The organism is Luteimonas lutimaris (assembly GCF_039537065.1).
GTDB classification, from domain to species: domain Bacteria; phylum Pseudomonadota; class Gammaproteobacteria; order Xanthomonadales; family Xanthomonadaceae; genus Luteimonas; species Luteimonas lutimaris.
Window position 1 is genome coordinate 323,659 of sequence record NZ_BAAAZU010000004.1, and the last position, 15,846, is coordinate 339,504.

Here is a 15,846-nt window from a genome sequence, read left to right on the forward strand (position 1 = left end):
CGGCCCGGATAAGCTGCGGGCGTCGCCGTGTCAGCCGGGAAGCGCCTGCCCCGGATCGACCATGCCGTACTGCTGCGCCAGACGCGCGAGCGACATGCCGTCCTCGATGCCCAGCTTGATGAACAACCGGGACTTGTGCGTGTTGACCGTCTTCGAGCTCAGGCTCAGGCGCTTGGCGATGTCTTCCTGGCGCAAGCCCTGCAGCAGCAGCATCGCGACTTCCAGCTCGCGCCGCGTCAGGTCGTCGAACGGCGTGCTGCCGCCACCGATGCTCGACAGCGCCAGGTTCTGCGCCACCCCGCTGCCCAGGTAGCGCTTGCCGCGCGAAGCCTCGCGCACCGCCTCGATGAGTTCAGCCGGGTCGCCGCCCTTGCCGACATAGGCCGTGGCGCCCGCGGCGATCACCCGCTTCGGGATCGGACCGTCCTCGAGCACCGACACGATCACCACGTGCGCGCCGTAGTTGCCCTTGACCAGCCGCTCGGTGACTTCCAGCCCGCTGATCCCCGGCAGGTGCATGTCGCAGACCACCACGTCCGGCCGCAATTCGCGGATGCGCGGCAGCGCCTCCTCGCCGGATTCGGCTTCGCCCACGATCTCGATGTCCACCGCGTTGCCGAGGATCATCCGCAGGCCCGTTCGCACCAGCGCATGGTCGTCGACCAGAAACGTCCTTATCGTCATTGCCCTCTCCTTTTCCGCTCCCAGCGGATGCGACCCAGACTAAGCGCCGCCCCATACCCGGACAAGCGTGGTTCGCCGCGATTTCGGGTCAGGATTTCCTGATTCGCGATCCATGCGGGGTCGTGGCGGAGAGAGTGGGATTCGAACCCACGGAAGGTTTGACCCTTCGCCGGTTTTCAAGACCGGTGCCTTAAACCGCTCGGCCATCTCTCCGGATCGATTGCTTCGTCCCTGGCGGCAGCGGGCGTTGCCGTGCCGCCGCGGCTGCAGATTGTCGCATGCGCGGCCGCTGCGTCACGCCTCGGCGGTAGCGGCTTCCTTGCGATGGCCTTCCTTCTTGCGGTCGCAGTTCTGGCAGTCCAGGCGCGACTCCTCGATCAGGCCGGGCAGGCGCTCGGCGAGGAAATCGATGAACACGCGCACCGCCGGCAGCAGGCCGCGGCGCGAGGCGAATACTGCGTGGGCGATGCCCTGCGGCAGGCCCCACTCGGGCAGCACCACCTCCAGCTCGCCCTTGCGCACGGCCTCGGCGCACAGGGTTTCGGGCAGCATGGTGATGCCCAGGCCCTGCTTGGCCAGCGCCATCAGCATCGGGAAGTCGAAGCCGGACACGCGCGGCTTGAGGTCGATGCGGCGTACCCCGCCGTCCGCGCCCTGCAGCTCCCAGCGCTGGCGCACTTCGTCCTCGCTCATGGTCAGGGTGACGTGGTCGCGCAGCTGGTCGGGGTCGGTCGGGCGCCCGGCGCGATCGAGGTACGCGGGGCTGGCGACCAGGAGCTCCTCGATCTGGCCGAAGGTGCGCATGATCAGGCTGCCGTCGTCGTCGAACTTCGAACGCACGCGGACGGCGACGTCGAAACCTTCGTTGATCACGTCCACCCGGCGGTTGCTCACGTGCATCTGCACGCGCACCTGCGGATAGCGCGCCAGGAACTCCGGCAGCAGCGCCGGCATCTGCTGCTGAGCCAGCCCCACCGGCACGCTCACCCGCACCACCCCGCGCGGCTCGGCGCTCAGGCGGTCGACCACCTCACGCGCGGCCTGGGCCTCGGCGAGCATCGACTGGGCATGGCGATGCACGCTCTGGCCCACGTCGGTGACCGCGAAGCGACGCGTGGACCGCTGCAGCAGCCGCACGCCCAGCTCGTTCTCGAGCTGGCTGATGCGCCGGCTCAGGCGCGACTTGGGGATACCCAGCGCGCGCTCGGCGGCGGCGAAACCGCCGTGCTCGACCACGGCGGAGAAGTAATAGAGGTCGTTGAGATCCTGCATCGCCATAGTTCCATATTTAGAACGTTAAGTGATATTTTGTCATCTTTATTCTATACAAGCAACAATCTATGCTTTCCCGGTCGCGGCATTGCCGCATCGGGACACACGCCAATGAAACTGCTGCACATCGATTCCAGCGCCCTGGGCGCCAATTCCGCTTCCCGCGAACTCAGTGCGGCCATCGTCGCACGCTGGCAAGCCCAGGTCCCGGGTCTTTCGATCGAATACCGCGACCTGGACGCCGATCCACTCCCCCATCTGGACGGTGCGACCCTCGCCGGGGCCGACACCGGGGCAGCCGCCGAGTCCGAGCGGGTGCTGCAGCAGTTCCTCGACGCCGACATCGTCGTCCTCGGGGCGCCGATGTACAACTTCTCGATCCCGTCCACGCTCAAGGCCTGGATCGACCGCATCGCCGTCGCCGGACGGACCTTCCGCTACACCGCCGACGGCCCCGAGGGCCTGGCAGGCAACAAGCAGGTGATCGTCGCCAGCGCGCGCGGTGGCCTGCACGGAGACGGGCCGAGCGATTTCCAGGAGCCGTACCTCCGCTTCCTGTTCGGCTTCCTGGGCATCACCGGCCTGCAATTCGTGCGCGCCGAGGGCCTGGGGCTGTCGCCGCAGCACCGCAGCGAAGCGCTGGCGGCAGCACGCGCGGCGATCGCGAAGCCGCTGGCCGAGGCGGCCTGATCGCACCGGCTTGCTGCAGGTGCAGCCTCAGCCGCGGACGTTGGGCCGCTTTGCCTTGTAGGAGCGACGGAAGTCGCGCGGGCCTCCCCCGCGAAACCGGTCGCGACTGCCGTCGCTCCTGCGAAGCAATCCAGGCAGGCGGCCGGACGGCCGGTCAGGCGATGCGTTCGACGTCGCCCATGTACGGCCGCAGCACGGCCGGCACCTCGATCGAGCCGTCGGCCTGCTGGTAGTTCTCCATCACCGCGATCAGGGCGCGGCCGACCGCGACGCCGGAGCCGTTGAGCGTGTGCACCAGCTCCGGCTTGCCGGTCTCCGGGTTGCGCCAGCGGGCCTGCATGCGGCGGGCCTGGAAGTCGCCGCAGTTCGAGCACGACGAGATTTCGCGATAGGTGTCCTGCGACGGCAGCCACACCTCCAGGTCCCAGGTCTTGCGCGCCGAGAAGCCCATGTCGCCGCTGCACAGCAGCACCTTGCGGTACGGCAGGCCGAGCTTCTCCAGCACGGTTTCGGCGCAGCGGGTCATGCGTTCGTGCTCGGCGTCGCTCTCGCCCGGACGCGTCACCGACACAAGTTCCACCTTCTCGAACTGGTGCTGGCGGATCATGCCGCGCGTGTCGCGACCGTAGGCGCCAGCTTCCGCGCGGAAGCACAGCGAATGCGCCGCCATCCGCAGGGGCAGCCTGTCCGCGTCCACGATCTCGCCACGTACGGTGTTGGTCAACGGCACTTCCGCGGTGGGAATCAGGTAGCGCTTCGACGCCGCCTCGCCCTCGCCCACCGTGGTCGCGAACAGGTCGTCCTCGAACTTCGGCAGCTGGCCGGTGCCCAGCATCGAATCGGCGTTGACCAGCAGCGGCACGCTGGTTTCCTCGTAGCCGTGCTCGCCCGCGTGCAGGTCGAGCATGAACTGCGCCAGCGCGCGGTGCAGGCGCGCGAGCTGGCCGCGCAGCACAGTGAAGCGCGCGCCCGAAAGCCTGGCCGCGACGTCGGCGTCGAGCCAGCCATGGCGCGCGCCCAGTTCGACGTGGTCCTTGACCTCGAAATCGAAGGTACGCGGCGTGCCCCAGCGCGACTGCTCGACGTTGTCCGACTCGTCCTTGCCGGCAGGCACGGAATCGTCGGGCAGGTTCGGGATGCCCAGCAGGATGGTGTCGAGCTGCGCGCGGATGACATCCAGTTCCGTCTCCGACGCCTTGAGCTCGTCGCCGAAGCCGGCCACCTCGGCCAGCAGCGCGGAGGCGTCCTCGCCCTTCGCCTTGGCCTGGCCGATCGCCTTGCTGCGCGTGTTGCGCAGGTTCTGCAGTTCCTGCGTGCGCACCTGGATGCGTTTGCGCGACGCCTCCAGCCGCTCCAGGGCCGATGCGTCGAGTTCGAATCCACGCGTGGCGCGCAGGCGTTCGGCAAGGGCGGCGGGGTCTTGGCGCAACAGGCTGGGATCGAGCATGGCAGGCGTGGTGTCGGCGACGGAAACGCCGATTATCGCGTGTCGCGCCACGGAATGCCGCAGCAACGCTATGCCAGAATGCGGGAAGTCCCCGGATCCGGTCCCCCGCATGCCTCCATCCGCCGATTCGTCGCCAACCACCCGACGCCGGTTCGTCCTCGGCCTGTCGCCGCGCGCATGGCTGTACGTGGCCATCGCGTTCGCGCTCGGCGTCGGCCTGTTCCTGCTGATCTGGTCGAAGCAGCGTGGCGCCGACGACTTCTACCGGCCCGACAGCAGCCACACCGGCGCCAGCGGAATCGAGTTCGAGCCCCTGCCCCAGCCGGCCACCGACGACACTGAGCTGGGCCAGGCACGGCCGACGCCCGGCGACGAAGCCGAAGCGGAGGCGCGGATCGTCGAGACCGCCCCGCCGCCGGCGCCTGCACCGGTGCAGGCGCCCCCCGCCGCGACGCCAGCCGCCGCCCCGACCGGTGCCTACACGCCGCCGGTGGCCATTTCACAGCCAAAACCGGTCTATCCGCGCGCGGCGCTGCGCAGGAACGAGTCGGGCAACGTGCTGCTGCGGATCATGGTCGGGCCGGACGGCGTGCCCACCGACGTGAGCCTGATCGAGGGCAGCGGCTCGCGGTATCTCGACCGCGCGGCGACCGATGCGGTGCGCAAGTGGCGCTTCCGCCCGGCCATGCGCAACGGCCAGCCGGTGAGTGGTGAAGTGCGGGCGCCGGTTTCCTTCAGCCCGCAGCGGTGACGGTTGCCTGAACGGGGCCCGGGGCCGTGACGCGGCCTCAACGAGGTGTGTGGAACGCTCGGCGCGTCCAATTCCAGGGAGTGCCACCACATGTCGGACCCGATGACCAACCGCCCCGACACCACCCCGCCGTCGCCCCCACCGCCGCCGCAGGAGGAGCGCAAGAGCAGCAGCCCGCTGATCTGGATCCTGATCCTGATCGCACTGATCGCCTTCGCCTGGTACTTCTACAACCGCAACGCCGGCTCCGAGTCGATCAGCGACCTGACGCCTCCGCCCGCGACCAGCGATGCGATGACGCCGGCCGAGAGTTCGCCCGCCGAAGCCGAGGCCGCCGAGGCCGCGGCCCGCGAACGGGCGAAGGCCGCTGCGCCCAAGCCCGCCACGACCGCGCCGCGGGACCGGGAAGCCGCGTTGATCGACCAGCCGTCGCTGACCTATCCGCCCGAGGCCTACCGCGCCCGCGAGGAAGGCGTGGTGCTGGTGCGCGCGCAGATCGACGAGCTCGGCAACGCCAGCGACGTGAAGATCGCCAAGCGCAGCGGTTCGCGCATCCTCGATCGCGCAGCGCTGAACGAAGTGCGCAAGTGGAAGTTCACCCCGGCGATCAAGGACGGCAAGACCGTCGCGTCGAGCGTGCAGGTGCCGGTCGACTACAAGCTCGACGACAAGTAGGACCCGACCCCGCGGGCTTCAACGCGCGCGCAGGCCGAAGCCGGCCTGCCGCGCGAGTCCATCGAAGCCAGGGAACGAGGTGGCGACGTTGGCGACGTCGGCGATTGCCACCTCCCTGCCCGCAAGCTGTCCGGCCACGGCGAATGCCATCGCGATGCGGTGGTCGCCGTGGCTTTCGATCGTCCCGCCGCGCAACGCGCCGCCCGCAATCACCAGGCCGTCCGGGCGTTCCTCGACTGCCGCGCCCAAAGCGCGCAGGCCGGTGGCCATGGCCGCGATGCGGTCGGATTCCTTGACCCGCAGTTCCGCGGCCTCCGAAACCACGGTCGTGCCGTCGGCGCAGGCCGCGGCAACGGCGAGCGCGGGGAATTCGTCGATCATGTCCGGCACCAGCTGCGCCGGCACCGCAATGCCGCGCAGCGGCGCGTGGCGCACGACCAGGTCGGCCACCGGCTCACCGCCTTCTGTGGCGGCGTTTTCCTCGACGATGTCCGCGCCCATCGCGCGCAGCGCCGCGAGCAGGCCGGTGCGGCGCGGGTTCAGGCCGACCGCGCGCAGGCGCAGCTCCGAGCCGGGCACCAGCGTCGCCGCGACGATGAAGAAAGCGGCCGAGGAAAAGTCCGCCGGCACCGCGACGTCGGTCGCACGCAGGCGCTGGCCGCCACGCAGGCGTGCGCGCCCGGGCGCGAAATCGATGTCGACGCCGAACGCGGCCAGCATGCGCTCGGTGTAGTCGCGGGTCGGGTGCGGTTCGCGCACCGACGTCTCGCCCCGCGCAAACAGGCCCGCCAGCAAGACCGCGGACTTGACCTGCGCGCTGGCGACGGGCGACTCGAAGTCGATGCCCCGCAGCGCGCGCCCGCCATGGATGCGCAGCGGCGGCAGGCCGCCTTCCGCGTCGATCCGCGCGCCCATGCGCGACAGCGGTTCGATCACGCGCTTCATCGGCCGTCGCGACAGCGAGGCGTCGCCGGCCAGCACGCTGTCGAACGGCTGCGCGGCCAGCAGGCCCGACAGCAGGCGCATGCCGGTGCCGGCGTTGCCGCAGTCGAGCACGCCGGAAGGCGCGCGCAGTCCGTCGATGCCGACGCCGTGCACGATCCGCGTCGACGGCGACGGCGCCTCGATGCGCACGCCCATGCGCTCGAAGATCGCGGCGGTGGCGCGGGTATCGGCGCCTTCAAGGAAACCGTCGATGCGCGACGTGCCGTCCGCCAGCGCCGCCAGCATCACCGCGCGGTGCGAGACCGACTTGTCGCCCGGGATTGCGACCTCGCCCCGCAGCGGCGTGCCGCGCGTGGCGGTCCAGCTTTCTTGCCGTGGACTTGTCATCGTGCCTGTTCCGGAAAGCTGTCTGGCCACGGATTTGCGCGGATGAGCGCGGACAAGGCAGATGGGGTGAACTGCACAACCAGTGCTTGATCCGTGTTCATCCGCGTTGATCCGTGGCAGAAAAATCGCCTGTCGTTGCCAGCTCGTCCAACGCCGCCAGCAACCGGCGGTTTTCACCGGGGCCGCCGACGCTGATGCGCAGGCACTCCGGCAGGCCGTAGCCGGCCATCGGGCGCAGTACCACGTTGCGTTCGAGCAGTGCCTGTTCGATCCGGGCGGTGCGTGCGCCGAATTCGACCAGCAGAAAGTTGGTCTGCGACGGCGATACCGGCCAGCCGCGTTCACGCAGCGCGGCGGCCAGTGCCTCGCGCTCGCGCGTGTTGGCGGCCAGCGTATCGCGCAGCCAGCCCCTGTCGCCGAGCGCCGCCTCGGCAGCCGCCAGTGCGACGGCGTTGACGTTGAAACTCTCGCGCAGGCGCTCCAGCACTGCGGCAAGCGCCGAGTGCGCGATCGCGTAGCCCACGCGCAGCCCGGCAAGGGCATAAGCCTTGCTGAAGGTGCGGGTGATGACGAGGTTGCGGTGCGCGCCAAGCAGCGGCAGCGCGGAACCGAAGTCCGGCGCGGCGGCGATCTCGGCGTAGGCCTCGTCGAGCACCACGATGGCGTGATCCGGCACGCGCGCCATGAACGCGGCGAAGGCGTCGCGCGCGAACCAGGTCCCGGTCGGGTTGTTCGGATTGGCCAGGTACACCAGCCGCGTGGCCGGCGTGATCGCGCCGGCGATGGCATCGAGGTCGTGGCCGCGCGGCATGGCGTCGTCCAACGGCAGCGCGGGCGCGACGCGCAGGTGCGCGCCGACCGCCCTGGCGGCGATCGCGTACACGGCAAAGCCGAACTGCGAAGCCACCACGTCCACGCCCGGCCCCGCAAACGCCTGCGCCAGCTGCATCAGCAGCTCGTGCGAACCGTTGCCGAGCACGACCTGCGACGCGTCGATGCCGTGTTCCGCCGCCAGCGCGCGCTTGAGGTTGCCGCCAAGTGGATCGGGATAGCGATGCAGTTCACCCAGGACCGCTGCTGCGGCGTCCAGCGCACGCGGACTCGGCCCCCACGGGTTCTCGTTCGATCCCAGTTCGACCAGACCCGTCCCGGCCGCACGCCGTCGCAGCGCGACCAGGTCATGTCCCGGATCGTAGGCACGCAGCGCACGTACCGCGGGCACCGCCAGTTCCTCGGCCCACTGGTCGCCCTTCGTTCCCATTCCCGGCTCCCGATTCCCCATTCCCGGCTCCTAGGGCACCGCCACCGGGTACGACCCCAGCACCCGCACGTCGCCGGCGTAGCGGTCGATTTCGGCCAGCGCGTCCTTCAGCGGCGACTCCTCGGCATGGCCGCCGACGTCGATGAAGAACGCGTACTGCCACAGCGCGCCGTGGTCGGGCCTCGATTCGATCCGGTTCATGCTGATGTCGCGGCGCGCGAGTGGTTCGAGGATCCTGTACAGCGCGCCGGGCTGGTCGCGGATCGACACCATCAGCGAGGTACGGTCGTTGCCCGACGGCGGGAACGAAGCGCGGCCGATCACCAGGAAGCGCGTGGTGTTGTCGCTGCGGTCTTCGATCGGGCCGGCGACGACTTTCATGCCGTAGACGTGGGCGGCGTTCTCGCCGGCGATCGCGGCGGCATCGTCGGACTTCTTCGCACGGCGCACGGCCTCGGCGTTGCTGGCCACCGCTTGGCGCTCGGCCTGCGGCAGGTTCTTGCGCAGCCAGTTCTTGCACTGCGCCAGCGACAGGCCGTGCGAGTACACGCGTTCGATGTCCTCGACGTGACCAGTACGCGAGAGCAGGTACTGGTGCACGCGCAGTTCGACTTCGCCGCAGATCATCAGCGGTGAAGTCAGGAACAGGTCCAGCGTCGACTGGATGGTGCCCTGCCCCGAGTTCTCCACCGGCACCACGCCGAAGTCGGCGGTGCCCGAGGCGACCTCGTTGAACACCTCCTCCACGCTCGCCAGCGGCAGCCCCCTGGCCGAGTGCCCGAAATGCTTATGCACCGCCTGTTGCGAGAACGTGCCCTCCGGCCCGAGGTAGCCGATCTTCAGCGGCTCCTGCTGGGCGAGGCATGCGGACATGATCTCGCGGAACAGCCGCACCAGCACCTCGTCCGTGAGCGGGCCGTCGTTGCGGTCGACCACGCGGCGCAACACCTGCGCCTCGCGCTCGGGGCGGTAGTACTCGACGGCTGCCGCGAGCTTGCCCTTGGCCTTGCCGACCTGGTGCGCGAACAGCGCGCGCTCTGCGATCAGGGCCTGGATCTCGCGATCGATGCCGTCGATCTGCGCGCGCACGGCGAGCAGGTCGGGCTTCGCGGCCGGCGCGGCCTTCGGCGGCGTACGCTTGCCGGCCGTCTTGCGGACGGGCTTGTTCGCTGCCGCCGCCTTCTCGGACTTGCCTGCGGCCGGATTTTTCGCCGCTGCCGCCTTCCCGGCGCGCTTGTTCGCGGGCTTCCCGGGGCGGGTTGTTGTCTTGGTCGTGCGTGACGAGCTCATGAAATCATTGCCTTGTGGGAGCGGCCATGGCCGCGATTTAGCCGTGACACCGGTCAGCCGTGCCGCTTCCGGAAATCCTGCATGAAATCCGCCAGCGCGCGCACGCCGTCCACCGGCATGGCGTTGTAGAGCGAGGCACGGATGCCACCGAGCACGCGATGACCCTTGAGCGCGAGCAGGCCGGCATCCTTCGCGCCGGCGAGGAAAGCAGCGGTGAGCGCGTCGTCGCGCAGGAAGAACGGCACGTTCATCCGCGAACGCACGCCCGGCGCGACCTCGTTGCGGTAGAAGCCGTCGGAGCCGTCGATCGCCGCGTACAGCAGCCGCGCCTTCTCCGCGCTGCGGCGCGCGAATTCCTCGACCCCGCCTTCGGCCAGCATCCACTTGAACACCAGCCCGGCCAGGTACCAGTTGAAACTCGGCGGGGTGTTGAGCATCGAGCCGGCGTTCGCGTGCGAGGCGTAGTTGAAGATGTCCGCGCGCGGCTGGCCGGCGCGCTCGAGCAGGTCGCGGCGCACGATCACCACGGTGACGCCGACCGGGCCGAGGTTCTTCTGCGCGCCGGCATAGACCACGCCGTAGCGCGACACGTCCAGCGGTTCGGAAGCGATGCTGGAGCTGAAATCCGCGACCAGTGGCACGTCGCCCGTCTCCGGCAGCGCGCCCCACTCCGGGCGGAACTCGACGCCGTGGATGGTCTCGTTGGCGGTCATGTGCACGTAGGCCGCGTCCTTCGACAGCTTCCATTCCGCGGCCTGCGGGATGTCGCGGAAACCGCCGGCCTCGCCGCTCGCGGCGACGTTCGCGCGCACGTAGTCCTTCGCCTGCTTGATCGCGACCTTGCCCCAGTGGCCGCTGACCACGTAGTCGGCCACCTGCCCGGGCGCTGCGAAGTTCAGCGCCACCAGCGCCTGCTGCGTGGTCGCGCCGCCGGACAGGAACAGCACCGCGTAGTCGCCTGGAATCGACAGCAACCGGCGCAGATCGGCCTCGGCTTCGGTCGCAACCCGCATGAACTCGGGACTGCGATGGCTGATCTCCGCGACCGAGGCGCGCACGCCGTCCCATTCGAGCAGCTCCGCCTGCACCTGGCGCAGGACCGGCTCCGGGAGCGCGGCGGGACCGGCGGCGAAGTTGTAGGCGCGCGACATCGGCAGTTCCTGTTGGCTGGATGACTTGTGGGCAAACGCGCGGCCGTCGCGGTGCATCGGCCGCGCAATGCGGTGCTAGGCTCGAAGACGAGCCGCGCTGCGCCCAAGTATGCCGCAGCGCAACACGGATCGGCGCCGGGAATTTCCCGGCCGTTCCTGCGTCTTACCGCTATTCCCTCGCCCGGAGCCACCATGTCCCTGCGCGACGTCCTGCGGATCCCCGCTTCCGCGATCACCGACGAGCCGGTCTACCGGCAGCGCCGGCACCTGCTGGCTGCCTTCGCAGCCGCGCCCGCGCTGGCGCTGAACGGCTGCGCCGGGGCCGAGCCTCCCCCGCCGCCGAAGACCGCCATCACCCCCGAACAGGCGCGCACCGGCTTCCGCACCGACGAGGAGCTGACCACCTACGCCGACGCCACCACGTACAACAATTTCTACGAGTTCGGCACGCGCAAGAATGACCCCTCCGGCGCGGCCAAGACGCTGCGCACCCGTCCGTGGACGGTCGCGGTCGGCGGCGAATGCGCAAAGCCCGGCACCGTCTCGCTGGACGACCTGCTCAAGGGAACCACGTCCGGCGAACGCATCTACCGCATGCGCTGCGTGGAAGGCTGGTCGATGGTGATCCCGTGGCTGGGCGTGCCGCTGGGCGAGGTGCTGAAGAGGTTCGAGCCGAACTCGAAGGCGAAGTACGTCGCCTTCACCTCGCTGGCCGACCCGAAGCAGATGCCCGGCGTGCGCTACCGCTCGATCAACTGGCCCTACCGCGAGGGCCTGCGCATGGACGAGGCGATGCACCCGCTGACCCTGCTGGCCACCGGCATGTACGGCAAGCCGCTGCCGCAGCAGAACGGCGCGCCACTGCGGCTGGTGGTGCCGTGGAAATACGGATTCAAGGGCATCAAGTCCATCGTCGCGATCGATTTCGTCGAGAAGATGCCCGAGACCGCCTGGCACGACCTGCAGCCCTCGGAATACGGCTTCTTCAGCAACGTCAACCCGAGCGTCGACCACCCGCGCTGGAGCCAGAAGACCGAACGCCGCATCGCCGGCAAGGCCAGCAAGCTGTTCGCCGAACGCATTCCCACGCGCATGTTCAACGGCTATGGCGAGCAGGTCGCATCGATGTACGCGGGGCTGGACCTCAAGAAGTGGTTCTGAGCCACCGCACGCTGCCGCTGCTGCGACAGCACGCACGGAACGTGGAACCCTGACCCATGCCGCCACGGAAGACGCCACCCCGCATCATCGCCGCCAAGACCCTCGTCCACGCGCTGGCGCTCACGCCGCTGGCGATCCTGGCGTGGCAGTTCTGGGATGTGTACAGCACCAACAGCGACGCGCTCGGTGCCGATCCGGTCGCCGAGATCGAGCACCGCCTCGGCCTGTGGGCGCTGCGCATGCTGATGCTGGCGCTGGCGATCACGCCACTGCGCCAGCTCACCGGCCAGGCGGTGCTGGTGCGCTTCCGGCGCATGATCGGACTGTATGCCTTCGCCTATGCCTGCCTGCACCTGACGGCCTACCTGGCGCTGGACCTGCGCGGCTACTGGACGCAGATCTTCGAGGAAATCGCCAAGCGCCCCTACATCACCGTCGGCTTTGCCGCCTGGCTGCTGCTGGTGCCGCTGGCGGTCACCTCGACCCAGGGCTGGATCCGGCGCCTGGGCCGCAACTGGGTGCGCCTGCACAAGCTGGTCTACGCCGTCGGCGTGCTCGCCGTGCTGCATTTCTGGTGGCTGGTGAAGTCCGACATCCGCGAGCCGGCCCTGTACGCGGGCATCCTCGCCGCCCTGCTCGGCTGGCGCGCGTGGAAATGGCTCGCCAGGCGACGGCCCGCGCCGGTCCGCAGCGCCTGAGCGTCCTCAGCCGCTGCCGAACAGCAGCAGCAGCGCCAGCAGCCCGGCAATCGCCAGCGCGGCCACCAGCAGCCATGGCAGGCGCCAGGGCGAGGCCTTTGGCTCCGTCGCGAAGTCGTCTTCCTCTGCGGCGGGTCCGTCCAGTTCTTCGCCCGCGCGCTCGCGTGCGCCGCGTCCGCGCGCCGGAGCCTCGACCACGAAGCGGTGGTGGGCGTCGAACACCACCTGGTCGCCCGGTCGCAGCACGGCATCGCGCACCGCCTCGCCGTTGACCAGGCTGCCTTCGGCCGAGCCCAGGTCGCGCAGCAGGACGTCGTCCCCCAGCAGTTCCAGTCGCGCGTGGCGGTCGGCGAACGCCGGATCGTCGATGCGGATGTCCGCGTCGCCGCTGCGGCCCACGAGCCGCGGCCGTTCCAGCGTGAAGCTGCGCCCGTGGTACTGGCCGCCGACGCCGCGCAGCACCACGCGCGGATCGCCGTCGGCGTCCGATGCCGGTTCGTGCAGGGCATCGCCCGGCGAAGCAGGCGGCGTCGCGCCGACCAGGCGCATCTCCACGCCGTCGACGTAGACCGCATCGCCCACGCGCAGCATCGCCATCCGCCGCACCTCGCGCCCGTTCACGTGTACGCCCTGCGCCCCTTCGGCCACGGAGAGCCAGACGCCGCGGCGGTCCACGCAGAACCGCACCCGCGCCGCCTCGGGATCATCGAGCAGGCCCAGCCGGTCGCCGTTTTCGTCGAGCGGACCGATGGCGTGCACGCCGACGGCCAGCGGCAGCTCGGAATGGGCCTCGTCGGCGAAACGCAACTTCAACATTTCCATGCGCCGGCAATCTAGCACGCCGCCGGGGCTTGGATGCCGCGGCGGACGGCGACAGAATGGCCCATCCCAACACCGGAGGCCGCCATGGCCGGCATCGACATCCACCACCCGCATTCCATGCCGATCGCCAAGGCGCGCGAGGCCGTCGAAGACGTCGCCCGCAAGCTGGCGGACCGCTTCGACTTCGAATACGGCTGGGAAGGCGACGACATGCATTTCAAGCGTGCCGGCGTCGACGGCAACATCGCCGTCACCCCGGAGCAGCTGCACGTCACCGCCAAGCTCGGCTTCCTGCTGTCCGCGCTGCAGGGCACCGTGGAGCAGGAAATCCGCAAGGTGCTGGACGAGAAGTTTTCATAGGCACCTGCTCCTGCAGGAGCGGCTTCAGACGCGAGCTCCTGGAGATTCAGGGAACATCAAAGGCTCGCGGCTGAAGCCGCTCCTGCAACAGCTGCGTTGGAACGCGGTCAGCCGAACGGGTCGGCGTGCCCCGCGAACAACCGCTTCGACGCCTTGCGCTCGGCGCGCTCGATCTCGGCCACGAACGCATCGGCGTTGCCCAGTTCCTCGAACGCCGCCACGCCGCGCTCCAGGAACCCCTGCAGCTCGCTCAGCCCGGCCAGCTTCGCCGGTCCGCGCGAGAACGCCAGCAGCGCGGCCACGCCCGGGAGTTTCAGCGCCCTGCCGAAGCCGCTGCCGACGCTGCCGATCAGGTCGATCTGGTACGCACGCAGCCGCGGCAGGCCGACCTCGCGGTAGGCCTCGCCGTACAGCGCCGCGTCCAGCTTCTTCCGCCGCGGCGCCAGGGTTTGCAGCGCCTGCGCCATGCGCAGGTCCAGCGCCTGGGTCAGTGCACCGAGTTCGATCGCGTCGGCCACCGTGCCCAGCAGTTTCTCCGGCAGCAGGCGCTGCATCATCGGCAGCACGCGCGCGATGTCGGCATCACGGCGGGTGAAGTCGCGGTCGCCGTAGACGTCGTCGAGAAAGAACTCCGCCGCCGGCCGCCGCGACGGGTCCTCGAGGAAATGCGCGAAGCTGCCGCGCAGCCGTCCGGCCTGCCAGCGGCGCAGTTCCGGCAGCCAGCGCAGGCGGTTGCGCGGCTCGCGCTGCGGGTCATGCAGTGCCTGGTGGCAGGCCAGGCGTCGCTCGAGACGGCGGGACAGTGACGGGCGTGGCATGTGCGCATATTCGCAGGCCGCGGGTGAAGGCCGCCACCCGGGTGCCTGGCAGCCATCGGCTACACTCCGGCCGACCCCGCCCTCGACACCTGCATGCTTTCACTCCACCCGGCCCGGAAACGCGGCAACCCCTCCTCCCGCGGCCCGGCCCGGATCGGCCTGGCCATCGCCGGCGGCGGTCCGATCGGCGGCATGTACGAACTCGGTGCCCTGCGCGCGCTGGACGAAGCCCTCGACGGCCTCGACCTCACCGACCTGGACAGCTACGTCGGCGTCAGCAGCGGCGCCTTCCTGGCGGCGGGGTTGGCCAACCGCCTGTCGACCGAACAGATGTGCCGGATCTTCATCACCGGCGACAGCGACGACGCGCGCTTCCGCGCCGACACCTTCCTGCGCCCGGCCCTGTTCGAATACCTGCAGCGCGCCGCCAGCCTGCCACGGCTGACGCTCGACTGGTGGCGCAGCGTGCTGCTCGACCCGCTCGACGTGCGCTGGTCGGACCTGATCAACCGCTTCGGCGGGCTGGTGCCGACGGGACTGTTCGACAACGCCGAGGTCGAACGCTTCCTGCGCGACATCTTTACCCGCCGCGGCCGCAGCAACGACTTCCGCGAGCTGGACGCGAAGCTGTTCGTGGTGGCGGTCGAACTCGACAGCGGCGAGCCGGTGCTGTTCGGCGGCGAAGGCTGGGAGGACGTACCGATCTCGCGCGCCGTGCAGGCCAGCGCTGCCCTGCCCGGCCTGTACCCGCCGGTGGAAGTCCGCGGCCGGCACCTGGTCGACGGCGCCCTGCGCCGCACCATGCACGCCTCGGTGCTGCTCGAGCGCGACATCGACCTGCTGATCGGCATCAACCCGCTGGTGCCGTTCAACGCCGGCCTCGGCGATGCCCGTGGCGGCGCGCCGGTGGACGACGACAACGACGGCCAGCGGCTGGTGCACGGCGGCCTGCCCGCGGTGCTGTCGCAGACCTTCCGCACCCTGCTGCAGTCGCGCATGCACGTGGGTCTGGCGCGCTACGCGCAGCAGTACCCGGACATCGACCAGGTCGTGTTCGAGCCCAATGCCCGCGACGGCGAACTGTTCCACACCAACGCCTTCAGCTTCGCCGCGCGCCGCCGCGTGTGCCAGCTGGCCTGGCGCAACACCGTCGACGACCTGCGCCGCCGCGCCAGCGACCTGCGCCCGATGCTGGCCGCCAACGGCATCCGCCTGCGCGACGAGGTGCTGGAGGACGACGACCGCACCCTGCTCGACGGCCTCGCCAGGCGCCCGCCGCGCAGCACCGAAACCACGGCGAAACTGCGCCGCGCACTCGACGCCACCGAGCGCGTCATCGCCCGCCGCGACAAGCGGCCCAGGGCACGCGCCCGCGAACGCTGAACCGGCGCCACGTCTTGTGTGAATGCTCTAGACAATGCGGTGATCCTGCAT

16 protein-coding genes and 1 tRNA gene are annotated in these 15,846 nt (G+C 69.9%); 7 read left to right on the forward strand and 10 right to left on the reverse strand.

Annotation, left to right across the window (positions count from 1 at the left end; all coding sequences use genetic code 11):
* Positions 1-30 precede the first annotated feature (30 nt).
* From ABD679_RS05575 to ABD679_RS05585, 3 genes are all read right to left on the reverse strand, one after another.
* Positions 31-684 (reverse strand): response regulator, encoded by a 654-nt coding sequence (locus tag ABD679_RS05575; RefSeq protein ID WP_344758962.1) that lies wholly within the window; start codon positions 682-684, stop codon positions 31-33.
* A gap of 123 nt (positions 685-807) precedes the next feature.
* Positions 808-897: transfer RNA gene (locus ABD679_RS05580), tRNA-Ser, on the reverse strand.
* An 81-nt stretch (positions 898-978) separates the two neighbouring features.
* Entirely contained in the window at positions 979-1,956 is a 978-nt protein-coding gene (locus ABD679_RS05585; protein ID WP_344758963.1) for a LysR family transcriptional regulator, read from the reverse strand.
* 111 nt (positions 1,957-2,067) lie between these two features.
* Here ABD679_RS05585 and ABD679_RS05590 point away from each other — a divergent pair, with 111 nt between their 5' ends.
* Positions 2,068-2,646 carry an FMN-dependent NADH-azoreductase gene (locus ABD679_RS05590; protein ID WP_344758964.1) on the forward strand — a complete coding sequence of 193 codons (579 nt, stop codon included), beginning with the start codon at positions 2,068-2,070 and terminating at the stop codon, positions 2,644-2,646.
* Between the two features lie 154 nt (positions 2,647-2,800).
* Here the strand turns inward: ABD679_RS05590 and serS are convergent, their stop codons facing one another.
* The gene (gene serS / locus ABD679_RS05595; RefSeq protein WP_344758965.1) at positions 2,801-4,093 is read right to left on the reverse strand and encodes a serine--tRNA ligase; all 1,293 of its coding nucleotides are present in this window, start codon (positions 4,091-4,093) and stop codon (positions 2,801-2,803) included.
* A gap of 109 nt (positions 4,094-4,202) precedes the next feature.
* Between serS and ABD679_RS05600 the strand changes: the two genes are divergently transcribed.
* Together ABD679_RS05600 and ABD679_RS05605 are read left to right on the forward strand one after the other, a co-directional pair.
* Positions 4,203-4,844 (forward strand): energy transducer TonB, encoded by a 642-nt coding sequence (locus ABD679_RS05600; RefSeq protein WP_344758966.1) that lies wholly within the window; start codon positions 4,203-4,205, stop codon positions 4,842-4,844.
* Positions 4,845-4,934: 90 nt separating this feature from the next.
* Entirely contained in the window at positions 4,935-5,519 is a 585-nt protein-coding gene (locus ABD679_RS05605; RefSeq protein WP_344758967.1) for an energy transducer TonB, read from the forward strand.
* Positions 5,520-5,537: 18 nt separating this feature from the next.
* Here the strand turns inward: ABD679_RS05605 and aroA are convergent, their stop codons facing one another.
* From aroA to serC, 4 genes are all read right to left on the reverse strand, one after another.
* On the reverse strand, positions 5,538-6,851 hold the full coding sequence (gene aroA, locus ABD679_RS05610; protein WP_344758968.1) for a 3-phosphoshikimate 1-carboxyvinyltransferase: 1,314 nt from the start codon (positions 6,849-6,851) through the stop codon (positions 5,538-5,540).
* A gap of 97 nt (positions 6,852-6,948) precedes the next feature.
* Complete coding sequence (gene hisC, locus ABD679_RS05615) at positions 6,949-8,112, reverse strand: histidinol-phosphate transaminase (protein ID WP_344758969.1); 1,164 nt, start codon at positions 8,110-8,112, stop codon at positions 6,949-6,951.
* A 30-nt stretch (positions 8,113-8,142) separates the two neighbouring features.
* Positions 8,143-9,402, reverse strand: a complete 1,260-nt coding sequence (gene pheA / locus ABD679_RS05620) for a prephenate dehydratase (RefSeq protein WP_344758970.1) — start codon at positions 9,400-9,402, stop codon at positions 8,143-8,145.
* 53 nt (positions 9,403-9,455) lie between these two features.
* Positions 9,456-10,553 carry a phosphoserine transaminase gene (gene serC / locus ABD679_RS05625; RefSeq protein ID WP_344758971.1) on the reverse strand — a complete coding sequence of 366 codons (1,098 nt, stop codon included), beginning with the start codon at positions 10,551-10,553 and terminating at the stop codon, positions 9,456-9,458.
* 192 nt (positions 10,554-10,745) lie between these two features.
* On the opposite strand from serC, the gene msrP reads away from it, so the two are divergent.
* Both msrP and msrQ read left to right on the forward strand, forming a co-directional pair.
* Positions 10,746-11,714, forward strand: a complete 969-nt coding sequence (gene msrP, locus ABD679_RS05630; RefSeq protein ID WP_344758972.1) for a protein-methionine-sulfoxide reductase catalytic subunit MsrP — start codon at positions 10,746-10,748, stop codon at positions 11,712-11,714.
* A 56-nt stretch (positions 11,715-11,770) separates the two neighbouring features.
* On the forward strand, positions 11,771-12,412 hold the full coding sequence (gene msrQ / locus ABD679_RS05635; RefSeq protein ID WP_344758973.1) for a protein-methionine-sulfoxide reductase heme-binding subunit MsrQ: 642 nt from the start codon (positions 11,771-11,773) through the stop codon (positions 12,410-12,412).
* Positions 12,413-12,418: 6 nt separating this feature from the next.
* Here the strand turns inward: msrQ and ABD679_RS05640 are convergent, their stop codons facing one another.
* Complete coding sequence (locus tag ABD679_RS05640; RefSeq protein ID WP_344758974.1) at positions 12,419-13,234, reverse strand: FHA domain-containing protein; 816 nt, start codon at positions 13,232-13,234, stop codon at positions 12,419-12,421.
* An 84-nt stretch (positions 13,235-13,318) separates the two neighbouring features.
* Between ABD679_RS05640 and ABD679_RS05645 the strand changes: the two genes are divergently transcribed.
* Positions 13,319-13,594, forward strand: coding sequence for a polyhydroxyalkanoic acid system family protein (locus ABD679_RS05645; RefSeq protein ID WP_344758975.1), 276 nt, complete (start codon positions 13,319-13,321; stop codon positions 13,592-13,594).
* Positions 13,595-13,701: 107 nt separating this feature from the next.
* Here ABD679_RS05645 and ABD679_RS05650 read toward each other — a convergent pair whose 3' ends face one another.
* Positions 13,702-14,412 carry a DUF8198 family protein gene (locus ABD679_RS05650; RefSeq protein ID WP_344758976.1) on the reverse strand — a complete coding sequence of 237 codons (711 nt, stop codon included), beginning with the start codon at positions 14,410-14,412 and terminating at the stop codon, positions 13,702-13,704.
* 93 nt (positions 14,413-14,505) lie between these two features.
* On the opposite strand from ABD679_RS05650, the gene ABD679_RS05655 reads away from it, so the two are divergent.
* On the forward strand, positions 14,506-15,795 hold the full coding sequence (locus tag ABD679_RS05655) for a patatin-like phospholipase family protein (protein WP_344758977.1): 1,290 nt from the start codon (positions 14,506-14,508) through the stop codon (positions 15,793-15,795).
* The last annotated feature ends 51 nt before the right edge of the window (positions 15,796-15,846 follow it).

Coding starts and splice junctions, on each gene's coding strand:
- ABD679_RS05575 (WP_344758962.1), bottom strand. CDS start 684: ATGACGATAAGGACGTTTCTGGTCGACGACCATGCGCTGGTGCGAACG.
- ABD679_RS05585 (WP_344758963.1), bottom strand. CDS start 1,956: ATGCAGGATCTCAACGACCTCTATTACTTCTCCGCCGTGGTCGAGCAC.
- ABD679_RS05590 (WP_344758964.1), top strand. CDS start 2,068: ATGAAACTGCTGCACATCGATTCCAGCGCCCTGGGCGCCAATTCCGCT.
- serS (WP_344758965.1), bottom strand. CDS start 4,093: ATGCTCGATCCCAGCCTGTTGCGCCAAGACCCCGCCGCCCTTGCCGAA.
- ABD679_RS05600 (WP_344758966.1), top strand. CDS start 4,203: ATGCCTCCATCCGCCGATTCGTCGCCAACCACCCGACGCCGGTTCGTC.
- ABD679_RS05605 (WP_344758967.1), top strand. CDS start 4,935: ATGTCGGACCCGATGACCAACCGCCCCGACACCACCCCGCCGTCGCCC.
- aroA (WP_344758968.1), bottom strand. CDS start 6,851: ATGACAAGTCCACGGCAAGAAAGCTGGACCGCCACGCGCGGCACGCCG.
- hisC (WP_344758969.1), bottom strand. CDS start 8,112: ATGGGAACGAAGGGCGACCAGTGGGCCGAGGAACTGGCGGTGCCCGCG.
- pheA (WP_344758970.1), bottom strand. CDS start 9,402: ATGAGCTCGTCACGCACGACCAAGACAACAACCCGCCCCGGGAAGCCC.
- serC (WP_344758971.1), bottom strand. CDS start 10,553: ATGTCGCGCGCCTACAACTTCGCCGCCGGTCCCGCCGCGCTCCCGGAG.
- msrP (WP_344758972.1), top strand. CDS start 10,746: ATGTCCCTGCGCGACGTCCTGCGGATCCCCGCTTCCGCGATCACCGAC.
- msrQ (WP_344758973.1), top strand. CDS start 11,771: ATGCCGCCACGGAAGACGCCACCCCGCATCATCGCCGCCAAGACCCTC.
- ABD679_RS05640 (WP_344758974.1), bottom strand. CDS start 13,234: ATGGAAATGTTGAAGTTGCGTTTCGCCGACGAGGCCCATTCCGAGCTG.
- ABD679_RS05645 (WP_344758975.1), top strand. CDS start 13,319: ATGGCCGGCATCGACATCCACCACCCGCATTCCATGCCGATCGCCAAG.
- ABD679_RS05650 (WP_344758976.1), bottom strand. CDS start 14,412: ATGCCACGCCCGTCACTGTCCCGCCGTCTCGAGCGACGCCTGGCCTGC.
- ABD679_RS05655 (WP_344758977.1), top strand. CDS start 14,506: ATGCTTTCACTCCACCCGGCCCGGAAACGCGGCAACCCCTCCTCCCGC.